Genomic DNA, 16,642 nt, shown 5'->3' on the forward strand with positions numbered 1-16,642 from the left:
TGTGTTCTCGTTTGACTTAACATGTCGTCATTATTAAGGGGCGATTTCACCTCTGAGAAACAATTAATTTACATTTAGTTTGCCGGAAAACAGAAATGCAAAGCCAGGTTAACGGTTTAACGTTAACTCTGCGATCAGGCTTTCAGCCTCTTTGCGACAGGTAATCCGCACAAAACGAATGTGGGCATAGTGCGGATTATGCATATCAGCGATGTAACGCCCGCGGTTGCTGCGCCAGGTTTTGATTGTCCACAGCAGCACTGACTCGCGGCTTAAAAATGAACGGCGAAAACTTTCGCGATTTCCTGTTCCCGGCCACAACTCCTGTTGCGTCCAGGCCCGCGTCGCTGCACGCTTCACCGCCTGCCACAGCGTGCGGGCGAACCCACAATCCACCCACACCACCATGTCGATGTAGCGCCATTTAACCGGTCGGGTACGATTGTAATTCCCATCAAGCACCCAGCCCGGAGACGCATTCAGGGCGGCTTCCAGTTTTGGCAGCAGCTGTTCGTCCGGCGTCCCCTGCCAGTCAGGGCGCCAGTACAGCGTGTCCATTTCGATGTAGGGGAGCGAAAGCTCAGCGGCGAGGCGTTTTGCGAGGGTCGTTTTACCGCTGCCGCTGGTGCCGACAAGGTTGATTTTCATAGCATTGGCCGATCGGGTTCAGAGTGGGGACAGGCGTCATAGTAGCGTTTTATTAATGTTAATGAAACGCTATTTCGGCTTCACCGCTGCCTCGTTACGTGGTGGATCAACTTATTATTTGACTTAGGTAGAGAATTTAATTTACCCATTATTAAACGGAGTGCTTTTGTTTGCATTTTTATTACATAACAAAAATTGAACAGTTAAAAATATTTAATTTAGCGTCTTTCTTATCTACCCCATTCTGTGGAAGAATGCGCAGTCCGTAATAAACAGAACAATAACTTCGTCTTGCCTGAACTTTTTTCGGGCGGCTTCTGCTTTTCTTGACATCACCATGGAGTTTTTCATGAGAAATAACACTCCTGTTACACAAAGCGAGTATTTGCTTAACGAAGGGTCGACGCTGATGTCGACGACCAATACGCAGAGTTATATTACCTATGCGAACTCGGCTTTTATTGAAGCCAGTGGTTATAAAGAAGAACATCTTATTGGCGAGCCACATAATGTGATTCGCCACCCCGATATGCCGCCGGAGGCGTTCGGCGATATGTGGTTCACGCTCCAGCAGGGGCAGAGCTGGACGGGGCTGGTAAAAAACCGCCGCCACAACGGCGATCACTACTGGGTCCGCGCCAACGTGACGCCGGTTTATCAGAACGACACCCTGACCGGCTACATTTCTGTGCGTAATATTCCGCCGCGCGACGAAATCGCCGCCAGCGAAAATCTCTATCAACGGGTCAGAAATAATGACTTAACCGGCCACCGTTTATATAAAGGGGTGCTGGTTCGCCGCGGTTTATTCTCTTTTCTTTCGCTGTTTAAAAAAATCAGCACCGCAAAAAGAGTGAATTATGGCATCGCGATTACCGCCCTGCTCACTCTGCTGGCGACATTATTATTGCCGCAAGGTGTCATACAAATAGCGGGCATCATTCTGCCGTTTGTTATTCTCGCGTTATATCTTCACGCGCAGATCAACCGTCCGCTGAAAACCATTGTCCGGCATATGCAACATGTCGTTTCGGGACGTAAAACCGCTTATTACCATTTCGACCGCGTCGATGAAGTCGGCATGATGATGCGACTGGTGAATCAGTCGGGCCTTAATCTGAATTCGCTGGTGGAAGATGTGGGCACGCAAATCGCCGGGATCAGCACCATCAGCCAACAGGTGGAAAAAGAAGGTGCCTCACTGCAGGCGCGTTCAGAAGAGACCGCCGATGACTTGCAACAAACCGCAGCCGCCGTCGAAGAGATTGCCAGTGCCGTGCAGCAAACCGCGCAAACGGCCGGGGAAGCGATAGATATGGCCGATCGCACCAGCAGCAGCGCCCGCAGCGGCGAAACGGCGATGAAGCAAACCATTGGCATGATGCAGTCGGTGTCGAAGGATAACAGCCAGATCGTCGATATTATCGGCGTGATCGACAGGATCGCGTTTCAGACCAATATCCTGGCGCTTAATGCCGCCGTAGAGGCCGCACGCGCCGGAGAAGCCGGTCGGGGATTCGCGGTGGTGGCGGCAGAAGTGCGCAATCTGGCCCAACACTCCGCGTCCGCGGCCAAAGAGATCAAAACGCTGATTGAGAAAAACGTCGCCAGCGTCAATGCCGGCGTAGCGATGGTCGAACAGACGGAAACACACCTCACCGCGATGATCGGCAATGTGCTGCAGGTGACATCATTAATCAAAGAGATCGGCCACGCGACCCAGGAGCAGACTCAGGCGCTGACGCTGATTAACGAGTCGATCTCGCGCATCGGCGTCATGACCCATAACAATACCGGTATGGTCGATAACGTCACTCGCGCCGCGCATCACCTGACGCAGCGCACGACGCGACTGCAACAGGCGATTGCGGTCTTTGGTGGTTAACGATCCTGATACTGTTCGTCGGTCACTTTTTCCAGCCAGTCAACGGGGCTACCGTTCACCGATTCGGCGATGGCGATATGCGTCATCGCCGTTTGCGAGCTGGCTCCGTGCCAGTGTTTGACGCCAGGCGGGATCCACGCGATGTCGCCCTGGTTTAGCGGTTGCGCCTCTTTACCCCACTCCTGCAGCCAGCCGCGCCCGTGCGTGACAATCAGCGTTTGCCCCAGCGGATGCGTGTGCCATGCGGTACGTGCGCCTGGCTCGAATGTCACCGTGGCGCCGCCGACCGTTGCCGGTTCAGTGGCCTGAAATGGCGCATCAATACGTACCGTTCCACTAAACCACGCTTCTGGCCCACGGACTGACGGTAATGAACCACTACGGATAATTTTCATGCTTCCTCCTGTTTTGCTGTTGCGTTAACAGTAGCGCAAAGCAAGCACCGACATTAGACTGCATAATCAGAAAAGAACCATGAGCGAAATTCATTAATCGGGAGCCGCGCGGTGTTGAAAGATAATGTTAACGATCTTCTGTCGTTTATGGTGGTCGCTCGTGAGCGCAGTTTTACCCGCGCCGCCGCCCAGCTTGGCGTCTCGCAGTCGGCGCTGAGCCACGCGATGCGCAACCTTGAAACCCGCCTGGACGTTCGTTTGCTCACCCGGACAACCCGCAGCGTGGCCCCCACCGCCGCAGGCGAACAACTTTTTCAGCGTCTTAGTCCCCATCTGCTTGAGATCGAACAGGAGCTGGCCACCCTGCGCGACATGCGCGATACCCCGGCCGGAAACATTCGCCTGAATGCCGGGGAACACGCCATGTCTTCAGTCCTGTGGCCGGTCCTGAAACCGTTTATGGCGCAATATCCCGACATTCATATCGAAGTGACTGTAGACAACGGCCTGACGGATATCGTTGACGGTCGTTTTGATGCGGGGGTGCGTTTAGGCGAACAGGTTGCCAAAGATATGATTGCGGTGCGCATTGCGCCCGATATGCGGATGGCCGTGGTCGGTTCGGCAGATTACTTTTCCCGGTATGGCGTGCCGGAATCACCTGAACAGCTTGCCAGCCATTGCTGCATCAATATGCGTTTGCCGACGCTGGGCGGGTTATATGCCTGGGAATTTGAAAAAGACGGGCGCGAACTGCGGGTGCGCGTGGAAGGCCAATTAACGCTGAACAACCTGCCGCAGCGGATTGACGCCGCAGTGGCAGGCCTGGGGCTGGCGTATGTGCCGGAAGATACGGTTCTCGATGCGATCGCTGACGGACAGTTGGTTCGGGTGCTTGAGAGCTGGTGTCCGCCTTTCGATGGATACCATCTCTACTACCCCAGCCGCCGCCAGCACACGACGGCGTTTGCGCTGTTGGTTGATGCGTTACGCCATCCGTAGGCTATTTCCCGGCCCGCCTGCAGAATACGCTTGTGTTGATGAAAGGGATTCATCAATACCCGTTCGAAACTGTTAAGTGTAAATGATGATTAACGCTGCAGCAGAACGGCCGTTTTGTCTAAAATATACCCACAATTCAGCGCGTTGTGATAACTATCTGCTCTGACCACACGTTTTCATTCGACCTGCATCACTTTCACGCTGGTTATATTTTGCGTCGTTTATGGATTGCAGGTAGGATGCTTCGCCATGTTTTGCCTTATCCATACGCAGAATGACTGGAAAGGCGGCATGTGCCTGCGCAGAAGCAATCGTTTGGTCTGCTGGCTGCCAGGCGCGGACATCCCCAAGATGATTCAGACAGGTAAACAGGTAACTCAATGAAAACAAGCAATAAAAACGCAGCTGAACATCATGCTGCGAAACGTCGCTGGTTGAACTCTCACGAAGAGGGCTATCACAAAGCGATGGGTAACCGTCAGGTACAGATGATCGCCATCGGCGGCGCTATTGGTACAGGTCTGTTTTTAGGTGCAGGCGCCCGTCTGCAAATGGCTGGCCCTGCTCTCGCCCTGGTCTATCTGGTGTGCGGGATCTTCTCCTTCTTTATTCTGCGTGCGCTCGGCGAACTGGTCCTTCACCGCCCTTCGAGCGGCAGCTTTGTCTCTTATGCCCGTGAATTCCTCGGCGAAAAAGCCGCCTATGTAGCGGGCTGGATGTACTTCGTCAACTGGGCGATGACCGGTATTGTCGATATCACCGCGGTCGCACTTTACATGCACTACTGGGGCGCATTTGGCGATGTGCCACAGTGGGTATTTGCCCTTGGCGCGCTGGCGATTGTTGGCACGATGAACATGATCGGCGTGAAGTGGTTCGCTGAAATGGAGTTCTGGTTCGCGCTGGTCAAGGTGCTGGCGATTGTGATCTTCCTGGTGGTGGGTACCGTGTTTCTCGGCAGCGGAAAACCGCTCGACGGCGGCGCGACCGGTTTCCATCTGATCACCGACAACGGCGGTTTCTTCCCGCACGGCTTGCTGCCTGCGCTGGTGCTGGTTCAGGGGGTCGTTTTCGCCTTCGCCTCTATTGAACTGGTCGGAACCGCGGCGGGCGAATGTAAAGACCCGCAGACGATGGTGCCAAAAGCCATTAACAGTGTGATCTGGCGTATCGGCCTGTTCTATGTGGGCTCGGTGGTGTTGCTGGTGTTATTGCTGCCATGGAATGCCTATCAGGCCGGTCAAAGTCCGTTTGTCACCTTCTTCTCGAAACTGGGCGTGCCATACGTTGGCAGCATCATGAACATTGTGGTGCTGACCGCTGCGCTCTCCAGCCTGAACTCCGGTTTGTACTCCACGGGCCGTATTCTGCGCTCCATGTCGATGGGCGGATCTGCGCCAAAGTTCATGTCGAAGATGAGCAAACAGCAGGTTCCTTACGCGGGGATTCTCGCTACGCTGGTGGTTTACGTCTTTGGCGTGTTCCTGAACTATCTGGTGCCCTCTCAGGTCTTTGAGATTGTGCTGAACGTGGCGGCTCTCGGCATTATCGCCTCCTGGGCGTTTATCGTGGTGTGCCAGATGCGCCTGCGTAAAGCGATCAAAGAAGGCAAAGCGGCGGACGTGAGCTTTAAGATGCCGGGCGCGCCGGTCACTTCATGGCTGACGCTGCTGTTCCTGCTCAGCGTACTGGTTCTGATGGCGTTTGATTATCCGAACGGCACCTACACCATCGCCACCATTCCGCTGCTGGCCGTGCTGCTGATTGCGGGCTGGTTCGGCGTGCGTAAGCGCGTTAACGAGATCCACAGTACCGCGCCCGTGCTGGCAGAAGATGAAAAGCACGACGGTCCACTGATTGAAGAGACGTCGCGTTAAGATACGCTAAAACGAACAAGGGAAGGCCAGTGCCTTCCCTTTTTTTATGGCTGATTACAGCGCGATACGAATTACATCATCCGGCTGGGTCGCCTCCTGCTGACGGGTCGACTTCTGTTTTACCGTCACGTACAGGGTTTTACCATCCGCTGACAACGCCAGGCTGTTCGGGAAGGTCGGGGTATCAAAAGTTTTGGTCACTTTGTACCTTTTTGCGTCGATCACGCTGACTTTACCCGCTTCGCGATGGGTGACGTACACCTCGTTACGCGCCGGGTTAAACAGCACGGCCAGCGATTCAGGAGCGGCGATTTTCTCAATCACTTTGCCATCTTTCAGATTCACGACCAGCACTTCTGGCTGCTTCGAATCGGTGAGAAACGCGCGTTGTCCTGCCGTATCGAGGCTCAGGTTCAGATAGAAATGCTCTTTTCCGTCGTCCTGCACTTTTTTACGACTCAGCACTTTATGCGTCGCGGTATCAATGGCGATCAGCTCACCGTCAGCATTGGTGCTGTACAGGCGTTTCGCCTGCGCATCCAGCGCCAGACCGGTGCTGTAAGTTCCGGTGTTGGTGATGGTCTCTTTCAGCTTCAGCGTTTCACCGTCGACAGCCCAAATCACGCTCTCTTTGCCGATACCGGTGATGTACACGGTATTCGTCGTGTCATCCGCCACCAGTTCACGCGGCTGGAGCGGCTTAACGGTTTCGCTACGCTTGCGATCGTCCAGCACCAGACGCCCTTTCAGATCGCCGGTTTTGGCGTCAATGGCGGTCACCGCGCTGTTGGTGGTATTGCCGAACCACAGGGTCTGGGTGGCGTTGTTAATGGTTGCGCCGAAAGGCTTCAGATCGTTATGAATGGCTTGCGTCACTTCCAGCGTGACCGGATCGAGACGGTAAACCACCCCGCCTTTGTCCGTTTTACGGCTTTGCGTCGTGGCCACCCACAGGGCATTTTCCTGCTGGCTGACGGCCATTTCATAAGCGCCTTTGCCTACCGCTTTGCGCAGCATCTCCTCTGCAGCATGAACATTAAACGAGCCCGCTACCAGCAGCGAACCCAGCAGCAGTGAACCACGCAGACGCGGTGAGCACAGATGACGTAATGACATGACGACTCCCTTTGATAAAAAATGTGTAATGCCGACATTGCTTCCCTGAGACGAAGTCATGGCTTCATCATATTAATTGTTGAGAATAGTAATCATTATTCTGATGAATGTGGAGTCTTTGTTTGCCGTTTCGCTCTTCTGCCCGCGATTATCTACACTTCCGTTAACGCAATGTGCTGTTAAAGTTTTCAATATCTTTACAAAAGATTTACCATACGCACATATGTTCCATTTGGTTCGTTTTTCATCCTCAATCGGTTTCTATTCATGAAAATTATCTCTGCCAGTCAGGCAACGCTCTCTTTTCTGTGGGCCCCCCTTGTCTTTTCGCCCGCAGCAGCACTGGCCGCACAAGAACAGACGATGATCGTCAGCGCGACACCCCAGACCGTTTCAGAGCTGGACACCCCCGCCGCCGTGAGCGTGGTTAACGGGGATGACATGCGACAGGCCGCGCCGCGCGTTAATCTTTCCGAATCTCTGGGAAGCGTTCCCGGTCTGCAAATTCAAAACCGTCAAAACTATGCCCAGGATTTACAGCTTTCGATGCGCGGATTCGGTGCGCGTTCGACCTTTGGCGTGCGCGGCATTCGCATGTATGTCGATGGTATTCCGGCTACCATGCCGGATGGACAAGGTCAGACGTCCAATATCGATCTGAGCAGTATTGATAGCGTTGAAGTGCTGCGCGGGCCTTTTTCCGCGCTCTATGGCAACGCTTCTGGCGGGGTGATCAACATCGCCAGCCAGACAGGGCAGCAACCGCCAACCATTGAAGCCAGCAGCTATTACGGCAGTAACGGTACGTGGCGTTACGGCATGAAAGCCACCGGCGCGATGGGCGATGGCACGCACGCTGGCGACGTGGATTACACCGTTTCAACCACGCGTTTCACCACCAAAGGCTATCGCGATCACAGCGGCGCGCGTAAAAATCTCGCCAACGCCAAACTCGGCGTACGCATTGATGACGCCAGCAAATTGACGCTGATTTTTAACAGCGTGGATATGAAAGCCAACGATCCGGGTGGTCTGGATTATCAGGAATGGCGCGACAATCCCCGTCAGTCTCCGCGCGCCGATCAGTACAATACGCGTAAAACGATCAAGCAGACCCAGGCCGGGCTGCGCTATGAACGCCAGCTTACTGCGCAGGACGATCTCAGCGTGATGATGTACGCCGGCGAACGCGAAATGACGCAATACCAGTCGATCCCGTATCAGCCTCAGCTGAAAGAGACCCATTCCGGCGGAGTGATCGATATGCAGCGCCACTATCAGGGCATTGATACCCGCTGGACGCATCGCGGCGAGCTGCTGGTTCCCGTGACCTTTACCACCGGTCTGAACTACGAAAATATGAGTGAAGATCGCCGGGGCTATGAAAACTTCGTCATGAGTAATGGCGTGCCGGATTACGGCGTAAAAGGCGATAAACGCCGTAATGAACGCAACCTGATGTGGAATGTCGACCCGTATCTGCAAACCAGCTGGCAGCTGACGCAAAAACTGACGCTGGATGCGGGGGTGCGCTACAGCTCCGTATGGTTTGATTCCAACGACCATTACGTGAAAGGCGCAAACGGCGATGACAGCGGCGATGCGAGCTATCACAAGTGGCTGCCAGCCAGCTCGCTGAAATACGCTATCACCGATGCGTGGAATGTGTACGCTGCGGCGGGTCGCGGCTTCGAAACGCCGACGATTAACGAACTCTCCTATCGCTCAGGCAATCAAAGTGGTTTGAACTTCGGGCTTAAACCCTCAACCAACAATACCTACGAAGTGGGCAGCAAAACCCGCGTCGGCAATGGCCTGTTGACCGCAGCACTATTCCGAACCGATACCGATGATGAGATCGTCGTTGACGCCAGCTCCGGCGGACGCACCAGCTACAAAAATGCCGGCAAAACCCGCCGCCAGGGCGTTGAACTCTCTCTCGACCAGCAGTTTGCCGAAAACTGGAAACTGAAAATGGCGTGGACGTATCTGGACGCCACATACCGTACCAACGTCTGTTCTGACGCAAATTGCAACGGTAACCGCATGCCGGGCATCGCCCGTAATATGGGCTATGCCTCGTTTGGCTGGCAGCCGGAAGAAGGCTGGTATGCGGGTTCGGATGTCCGCTACATGAGCGACATTATGGCGGATGACGAAAACACCGCCAAAGCCCCGTCTTATACCGTGGTGGGTCTGAATACCGGTTATAAATTCAATTACGGTAACTGGGGAATGGATCTGTTTGGCCGTGTCGATAACCTGTTCGATAAAGAATATGTCGGATCGGTCATCGTCAATGAATCCAACGGCCGCTACTACGAACCGGCTCCGGGACGTAACTACGGCGTTGGAATGTCTGTTTCATACCGTTTTGAATAAAAACCCTGGCAGCGTACTGCTGCCAGACGTTTTTTAAGCTGCACGCGCGTTCTGTTCCAGACGGAACGCCGCCACCAGCGACTCCAGCAAGCGTGCCTGATCTTCCAGCGCCCCCGCCGCTGACGAAGAAGCTCCTACCAGAGACGCATTTTGCTGCGTCGTGGAATCCAGCTCCATCACCGCACGCGAAATCTGCTCGATTCCCCGGCTTTGCTCTTCGGATGCGGAGGAGATCTCACCCATGATATCGTTCACCCGCGTCACAGAATTCACCACCTGCTCCATTGTTTGACCCGCTTTTGCCACCAGATCGCTGCCGGTCATAATACGTGACACCGATTCACTGATTAACAGCTCAATATCCTTGGCCGCCTGCGAACTGCGTTGCGACAGGCTACGCACTTCGCTTGCCACCACCGCAAAACCACGCCCCTGCTCACCGGCACGCGCGGCCTCTACAGCGGCATTTAGCGCCAGAATATTGGTCTGGAAGGCGATGCTATTGATGACCGCAGTGATGTCGGCGATTTTCTGCGAGCTGGTATTGATGTCGCTCATGGTACTCACCACGTCACGCATCACCCGCCCACCCTGCGTCGCGGTTTGCGACGCTTCTGCCGCCAGTTTGCTGGCATGACGTGCGTTATCGGCATTATTTTTTACCGTCGCCGTTAACTCTTCCATACTTGCGGCGGTCTGCACTACCGCAGCAGCCTGCTGTTCCGTTCGCGACGACAGATCGGTATTGCCTTCAGCAATGTCGCTGGCTGCCTGCGAAACCTGCGCCACACTGCTGCGCACTTCGCCGATCATGGCGCGCAAGGTGTCGTTCATGCGCCCCATTGCGCCCGTCAGCTTGCCCAGTTCATCATCACCTGGTGCCCGGATATCGGCGCTGAGATCGCCACTGGCGATGCGTTCTGCCAGCTGGAGATTGTGTTTCACCGGGCGTGTCACCTGACGCGTTACCCACCACGAGACCAGGACACCAAACAGAATCGCCACCACGCCGACAATAGCGGTAATGGTACTTGAGCTGTTGGCAAGCGAATCGTTATGCGTTTTGACCAGCGCAATAATCTCCTTGATGGAGGCGCTGCTGTTATCACCAGCGGTTTTCACTTTGTCTTCGGCCACTTTCAGCGCCTGAACTGCCGCGGTGTCGTTTTTGTCCGCATTCAACGCGGTCATCGCCGTTTGCATTTCAGCGACACTGCTTTGAAAAGAGGCCAGATGACCGCCAATCGCGTCGATCACTCGCCCTTCCTGCGCTGTCCACTGCAGTTTTTTGGCCTCATCGGTCAGCTCTGCGGCATGTTTGACATAACCAGCCAGCAATTGCCCCGCCTTTTCTTCTCCGGTGTAGAGGTATTTGAGACGGTTAATTTTGGCCTGGAAAACTTCAATATTGATGTTGTAGATCAAATTGGTTTGTTGATAGACATCGCGGATCTCTTTGAAGCGCAGTACGCTCATGACGGTGGAGACTGCCACCAGTAGCAATACCAGTCCAAAACCTGCCGCGAGCTTTCTGCTCATTTTTATATTTCGTAATCGTTGGCTGAAACTCATCTTCCTGCTCCTTTATAGGCAAACGTGCCTGAAGCATTTATCGGCAGAATTTCAGGTTATTTCATAGTCAGGAAGATCGTATCAGTCGCAAAAATGAAATAGCGTTCCCGGTCGCCAGCGGCCACCGGGAAATAATACAGAGGAGAGATAGTTTGAACGGAAAAGTAAAACTGAATTAAATTATCACCTAACTAAAATATTGTTGCAGTAACAGCGCCGTTGAGCCGTCAATCAGTTTATCAATCGCTTTTTGACTGGCCGCCACATCGCCCTGCTCAAGCACGGTCAGAAGTTCATCATAGCGATAGGAGTATTGCGCGATATCGTGCACATCTTCATACAGATAGTTAAAGCATGGGCCAATGCGCACCCAAAGTTGCTCAATCAATGACGTTAATGTCGGCATCTGGGCATATTCATACAGGCGGAAACGAAACACCCGGTTAGCGTGCAGCGCGCGCTGGGCTTCGCCATCACGCATCGCGTTATGGAATTTTTCCGCCAGTTCACGTAATTCCTGCAGCTTGCTCTCCGTCATCTTTTCGCAGGCGGCGGCCACTGCCATCGTCTCAAGTTGCTTGCGGATGAGGTTAATTTCCGTATAACGATCGAGCGTTATTTCCGGTACCAGAAAAGCCTGCGCAGGAGTGGCATGCAAGGCCCCGGCAGAAACCAGACGCAAAAGTGCCTCGCGAACCGGCGTAATGCTGGTGCCTAATTTATCCGCAATCTCTTTGGTAATGAGCCTTGCGCCTGGTTTAAGCGCTCCGGCAATCAACGCCCCTTTCAGACTGACCTCAACTTGCATAGTTAGGCTCAGTCGTTGTGCTTTTTCCAAATTTTCCAAATCAAGCATGTTCTCTTCCTTCAGCTTAAAATAAGCGCTATTCACTACTCCGTATTGACCCTAACGGAGCTTTCAAGATATATCCTGTATCTACATGCCTGGTGTTGGAGTGACGCTAAAATGAACAACAAAAATTTATATTTTTTTCTGCATACCGCGCCTGGCGGATCGGTATGGTTGCGGCTATGCGCGTATAATTTAAGACATTATAGTCAAATTTAAGAATATATTATGGCGGGCATCCCCGCCATATTGAGTATATTTAGTTATCCTTCGCGACGCGTATCACGACTTTACCGAAATTTTTACCTTCAAGCAGGCCTATAAACGCTTGCGGTGCGTTTTCCAGTCCTTCCGTCGCCTGCTCGCGATAGTGAATTTTACCCTCTTTCACCCAGCGCCCCATCTCTTCCTGGAACTCCTGAATGCGATGGCCGTAATCCTGACCGATGATAAAGCCCTGCATCCGAATACGTTTCTTAAGCAGCGTGCCCATCAGCAGCGGCAGGCGATCCGGTCCTTCCGGCAGCCCGGTCGCGTTATAGCCGCTCACCAGTCCGCACACCGGGACCCGCGCCGAGGTATTCAGCAGCGGCAGGACGGCATCAAAGACTTTGCCGCCGACATTCTCGTAATAGACATCAATGCCTTGCGGACACGCTTCCGCCAGCTGACGTGCAAAATCATCGGCATGATGATCAAGGCACCGATCGAAGCCTAAAACCTCAACCGCGTGGCGGCATTTTTCCGCACCGCCCGCCACACCGACGACGTGACAGCCTTTAATTTTGCCAATCTGCCCTACCGTCGCGCCAACCGGCCCGGTGGCCGCGGCAACCACCAGCGTCTCGCCGGCTTTCGGCTGACCAATGTCCAGCAGGCCCATATACGCGGTGAACCCCGGCATCCCCAGAATACCCAATGACCACGAAGGATGGTCAGGATTATCCCCAAGTTTGACCAGACCCGTGCCGTCGGAAAGCTCAAATTCCTGCCAGCCGCTGTAGCCTAATACCCACTCACCGGCTTTAAACTTCGGATGGCGAGACTGTTCCACGCGGCTCACCGTGCCGCCGACCATCACCGCCCCGATTTCGACCGGCGGGGAGTAAGACGGTGCATCACTCATGCGGCCACGCATATAGGGATCGAGCGACAACCAAATCGTACGCAGCAGTACTTGTCCTTCTGCGAGCTCCGGAACAGGTTGTTCTTCTAAGCGGAAATTATCCGCAACCGGCGCGCCTTGCGGACGTGATGCCAGCACCAGGCGACGGTTTGTTTTTGCAGTTTGACTCATGGATCGCTCCTTATTGCGCAAATGTCTTTAGAGACTAGCCGCTGTGACGGACAAGCGCCTTACCATTACGAGCCTGACTGATTAAGCCTCACCACCAGGTAAACGCACGGCTCTTGCGTCTCATTAATAAACCGACAGTCATTCGGCGGCCCCAGCTCCAGGCAATCTCCGGCCTGCATCTGGTGACGAGTATCGCCTTCCAGGAACACCAGTTCGCCGGACTGCAGCCAAATCAGCTGACGCGCCAGCGCATAGGATGAGGCTGGCATCGGCACGTCGCTTCCGGCGGGGAGTTCAACCTGAACCAGATCAATCGGCATATCGCTCCGCGGCGACACATGACGACGCAGGTAATGGCTCTGCGGATCGCGCCAGACCGGCTGACTGGCGAAGCGCAACAGTTTGCCCTCCTGCATCTCGGCCCGGGCAATCAGGGTCGACATACTGATGCCGAACGCACCTGACAGACGCGCCAGCAGCGTCGCGGTCGGGCTACTTTCACTGCGCTCAATTTTGTGGATCATCGCGCGCGACACGCCCGCGCGCTGGGCAAGCTCGCTGAGAGACCATCCGCGCGATTCACGCTCAAGGCGAATGCGCGCGCTAATGCGTTGATTCATATCGTCTGGCATAGTGTTCATGACGTCATACTATAGTGTAAGAAGCTGAATTCAATGCCCTTGTCATAACAAAAAAATATGTCTTATGCCATAGCGCGACAGCGAGCCGTTTGTGTAATATTGTGATAAATACGTACCACTATAGTGAACAACATATTCCGGGGTTACCGATGCTCATTCGCCACGCCAGTAAAGAGGATTGCGCCGCCATTGGCGAGATTTATAACCACGCTGTATTACATACCGCCGCGATCTGGAACGACACGACTGTAGACACGGAAAATCGTATCGCCTGGTTTGAAGCCCGCACGCTGATGGGATATCCGGTGCTGGTGAGCGAGGAAAACGGCGTCGTCACCGGCTATGCATCGTTTGGTGACTGGCGGGCCTTTGAGGGTTTCCGTCATACGGTTGAACATTCGGTCTACGTCCATCCCGACCATCAGGGGAAAGGTATTGGACGCGAATTGATGAAAAAGCTGATTGTCGAGGCACGCCTGACAGGTAAACACGTCATGGTGGCGGGCATCGAGGCGCAAAACCACGCGTCCATCCATCTGCACGACACGCTCGGTTTTACCATTACCGGCCAGATGCCGCAGGTCGGAACCAAATTCGGGCGCTGGCTGGATCTGACGTTTATGCAGCTCCAGCTGGATAACCGCAGCGAACCGGACGCCCGCGAATGAATCAATCGCTGACGCTGGTGTTCCTGGTGGCGGCCGGGATCGGTCTGGTGGTGCAAAATACGTTGATGGTGCGTATCACTCAGTCATCTTCCACCATTTTGATCGCGATGCTGCTGAATTCGCTGGTGGGTATTGTGCTTTTCGTCAGCATTTTGCTGCTTAAAAATGGGGCGGCGGGCTTCAGCGAACTGGTGTCGACCGTACGCTGGTGGACGTTGATACCGGGATTACTGGGTTCATTTTTTGTTTTCGCCAGCATCAGCGGCTATCAATATGTCGGGGCCGCAACCACTATTGCGGTGCTGGTCGCCAGCCAGTTGATTGGTGGGCTGGTGATGGACGTGTTGAGAAGTCAGGGTATCCCGCTGCGGGCGCTGATCGGCCCGGTATGCGGTGCGGTGCTGCTGGTGATCGGCGCCTGGCTGGTAGCCCGACGCCAGTTTTAGGATTACAGGATCGCGCCGCCTTTGACTTGTGATAACACAATCACCCGTTCATTCGGTTTTTGAATCACAACGCTTTTAATGGTTCGCGCCTGTTTTACCAGTTCCACAACGTGCCATCTTCCAGCCGTGCCACCGGCAGACAGGCCGGATCGTACGGATATTTTGCAGCCCTTTTTTCGTCAAATTCGATGCCGAGCCCCGGCTTGTCGCCCGGATGCATATAGCCGTGATCAAAGCTCCAGCTGTGCGGGAAGACCTCCAGCATTTGTTCGGAGTACCCCATGTATTCCTGTACGCCAAAATTGGGCACCCACAGATCGAAATGCAGCGCTGCGGCATGGCAAATGGGCGACAGATCGGACGGGCCGTGCGAACCGGTTCGCACCTGATACAACGAGGCGAAATCAGCGATTCGCCGCATACCCGTAATCCCGCCCGCATGGGTGATCGTGGTACGGATATAGTCGATAAGCTGCTCTTCAATCAGCTGTTTGCAGTCCCAGATACTGTTGAAGACCTCACCCACGGCAATCGGCGTGACGGTATGCTGGCGGATGAGGCGGAAACAGGCCTGATTTTCCGCCGGCGTGGGGTCTTCCATCCAGAACATGCGGAACGGTTCAATGCTTTTGCCAAAGCGCGCGGCTTCGATTGGTGTCAAACGATGGTGCATGTCGTGCAGCAAGTGCTCATCAAAGCCAAATTTACTGCGTACCGCGTCGAAAAGTTTAGGGGTAAAATCGAGGTATTTTTCGGTGGACCACAGCTGTTCTTCCGGCCAGTTGCCCTTGGTGGCAGGCTCATACGCCAGCCCTTTTCCTTTAGACATTCCGTACGTGGTTTTCATCCCCGGCACGCCGCATTGCACCCGGATCGCCCTGAACCCCCTCTCTTTGTGACGGGCATAATCTTCCAGCACATCATCAATGGTGTGCCCGGTGGTGTGGCAATAGACCATTACCCCTTCGCGGGAGGCGCCGCCCAGCAACTGATAAAGCGGCATTCCGGCGGCTTTGGCTTTGATGTCCCACAGCGCCATATCCACCGCCGAGATCGCGGACATCGTGACCGGTCCGCGACGCCAGTACGCGCCTTTGTAGAAAAATTGCCAGATGTCTTCAATGCGGTGAGCGTCGCGGCCCATCAGCTGCGGGCAGAGATGATCCTTCAGGTAGGAGGCAACCGAAAGCTCACGCCCGTTCAGCGTGGCGTCGCCAAGTCCAACGATCCCCTCGTCGGTGGTGATTTTGAGGGTAACAAAATTGCGTCCCGGGCAGGTGACAAAGACTTCAGCCCCAACAATTTTCATAATCCAGTTCCTTACATCGTTTGTTGTGATGTAAGCAACTTAACGAATCACTCAACTACCATACAAGTATAACAACCAGAGAATCATCCATCGATCACAAAACAGAGGCGCTTATGCGCGCCCCCAACCGGCCACGATGATTAGCATGCCGCACAGCGCAATGAGCGCACCGGCCCAGTCATAGACGCTTAACTTTACGCCATCCACCACTCGCAGCCAGAGAAGCGCGGTACAGACATACACGCCGCCATAAGCGGCGTAGACCCGTCCGCTCGCCGCCGGATGCAGCGTCAGCAACCAGACAAAAAGCGCCAGCGCCACACCCGCAGGCAGAAGCAACAGAATCGACGCCCCTCGTTTTAACCATAGCCAGGGCAAGAAACAGCCGATGATTTCGCATAGCGCCGTTGCAAAGAAAAGTAAGGTGGTTTTAATCATTTTTAGCGTTCAGTGAGATCAGGTTTAACCATCATAAGCGATCATTGTGTCTGCTTTTCCATACCGGCAACACGGGTATGCCCTCTTTTCGGATTGGTGTAGAATTGGCTACGGGT

Annotated in this window: 15 protein-coding genes; 6 read left to right on the forward strand and 9 right to left on the reverse strand. The window is 54.2% G+C overall.

Translation table 11 applies throughout. The annotated features are described in order from the left end of the window. Positions 1-108: 108 nt before the first annotated feature. Entirely contained in the window at positions 109-648 is a 540-nt protein-coding gene (locus tag SOM82_RS10640) for an AAA family ATPase (RefSeq protein ID WP_320459550.1), read from the reverse strand. Between the two features lie 349 nt (positions 649-997). On the opposite strand from SOM82_RS10640, the gene SOM82_RS10645 reads away from it, so the two are divergent. Continuing rightward, a complete protein-coding gene (locus SOM82_RS10645) occupies positions 998-2,533 on the forward strand; it encodes a methyl-accepting chemotaxis protein (RefSeq protein WP_320459551.1) in 1,536 nt (511 codons plus the stop codon). Here SOM82_RS10645 and SOM82_RS10650 read toward each other — a convergent pair. Continuing rightward, entirely contained in the window at positions 2,530-2,928 is a 399-nt protein-coding gene (locus SOM82_RS10650; RefSeq protein ID WP_154125537.1) for a (R)-mandelonitrile lyase, read from the reverse strand. The genes SOM82_RS10645 and SOM82_RS10650 overlap by 4 nt on opposite strands. A gap of 111 nt (positions 2,929-3,039) precedes the next feature. Here SOM82_RS10650 and SOM82_RS10655 point away from each other — a divergent pair, with 111 nt between their 5' ends. After that, positions 3,040-3,930: a LysR family transcriptional regulator gene (locus tag SOM82_RS10655; protein ID WP_320459552.1), complete on the forward strand. Its 891-nt coding sequence runs from the start codon at positions 3,040-3,042 to the stop codon at positions 3,928-3,930. Positions 3,931-4,310: 380 nt separating this feature from the next. Next, positions 4,311-5,807, forward strand: coding sequence for an L-asparagine permease (gene ansP, locus SOM82_RS10660; protein WP_320459553.1), 1,497 nt, complete (start codon positions 4,311-4,313; stop codon positions 5,805-5,807). A gap of 54 nt (positions 5,808-5,861) precedes the next feature. Here ansP and yncE read toward each other — a convergent pair whose 3' ends face one another. Beyond that, the gene (gene yncE / locus SOM82_RS10665; protein WP_320459554.1) at positions 5,862-6,923 is read right to left on the reverse strand and encodes a 7-bladed beta-propeller protein YncE; all 1,062 of its coding nucleotides are present in this window, start codon (positions 6,921-6,923) and stop codon (positions 5,862-5,864) included. 267 nt (positions 6,924-7,190) lie between these two features. On the opposite strand from yncE, the gene pqqU reads away from it, so the two are divergent. Beyond that, entirely contained in the window at positions 7,191-9,305 is a 2,115-nt protein-coding gene (pqqU, locus tag SOM82_RS10670; RefSeq protein WP_320459555.1) for a TonB-dependent receptor PqqU, read from the forward strand. Positions 9,306-9,338: 33 nt separating this feature from the next. Here the strand turns inward: pqqU and SOM82_RS10675 are convergent, their stop codons facing one another. From SOM82_RS10675 to SOM82_RS10690, 4 genes are all read right to left on the reverse strand, one after another. Beyond that, positions 9,339-10,877, reverse strand: coding sequence for a methyl-accepting chemotaxis protein (locus tag SOM82_RS10675; protein ID WP_320459556.1), 1,539 nt, complete (start codon positions 10,875-10,877; stop codon positions 9,339-9,341). Between the two features lie 187 nt (positions 10,878-11,064). Further along, the gene (locus tag SOM82_RS10680; protein WP_154125542.1) at positions 11,065-11,733 is read right to left on the reverse strand and encodes a GntR family transcriptional regulator; all 669 of its coding nucleotides are present in this window, start codon (positions 11,731-11,733) and stop codon (positions 11,065-11,067) included. Between the two features lie 253 nt (positions 11,734-11,986). Then, positions 11,987-13,024 (reverse strand): NADPH-dependent curcumin/dihydrocurcumin reductase, encoded by a 1,038-nt coding sequence (gene curA, locus SOM82_RS10685; RefSeq protein WP_320459557.1) that lies wholly within the window; start codon positions 13,022-13,024, stop codon positions 11,987-11,989. A gap of 65 nt (positions 13,025-13,089) precedes the next feature. Next, on the reverse strand, positions 13,090-13,665 hold the full coding sequence (locus tag SOM82_RS10690) for a helix-turn-helix domain-containing protein (RefSeq protein WP_320459558.1): 576 nt from the start codon (positions 13,663-13,665) through the stop codon (positions 13,090-13,092). A 149-nt stretch (positions 13,666-13,814) separates the two neighbouring features. On the opposite strand from SOM82_RS10690, the gene SOM82_RS10695 reads away from it, so the two are divergent. Together SOM82_RS10695 and SOM82_RS10700 are read left to right on the forward strand one after the other, a co-directional pair. Beyond that, positions 13,815-14,333 (forward strand): GNAT family N-acetyltransferase, encoded by a 519-nt coding sequence (locus SOM82_RS10695; RefSeq protein WP_320459559.1) that lies wholly within the window; start codon positions 13,815-13,817, stop codon positions 14,331-14,333. Next, positions 14,330-14,779, forward strand: a complete 450-nt coding sequence (locus tag SOM82_RS10700; RefSeq protein WP_154125546.1) for a DMT family transporter — start codon at positions 14,330-14,332, stop codon at positions 14,777-14,779. The genes SOM82_RS10695 and SOM82_RS10700 overlap by 4 nt, the downstream gene beginning before the upstream one ends. 94 nt (positions 14,780-14,873) lie before the next feature. Here SOM82_RS10700 and manD read toward each other — a convergent pair whose 3' ends face one another. Both manD and SOM82_RS10710 read right to left on the reverse strand, forming a co-directional pair. Next, a complete protein-coding gene (gene manD / locus SOM82_RS10705) occupies positions 14,874-16,088 on the reverse strand; it encodes a D-mannonate dehydratase ManD (protein ID WP_320459560.1) in 1,215 nt (404 codons plus the stop codon). 111 nt (positions 16,089-16,199) lie between these two features. After that, positions 16,200-16,526, reverse strand: a complete 327-nt coding sequence (locus SOM82_RS10710; protein ID WP_320459561.1) for a YnfA family protein — start codon at positions 16,524-16,526, stop codon at positions 16,200-16,202. Between the last annotated feature and the right edge of the window lie 116 nt (positions 16,527-16,642).

This window comes from Lelliottia sp. CFBP8978 (assembly GCF_034046055.2).
Taxonomy (GTDB): domain Bacteria; phylum Pseudomonadota; class Gammaproteobacteria; order Enterobacterales; family Enterobacteriaceae; genus Enterobacter.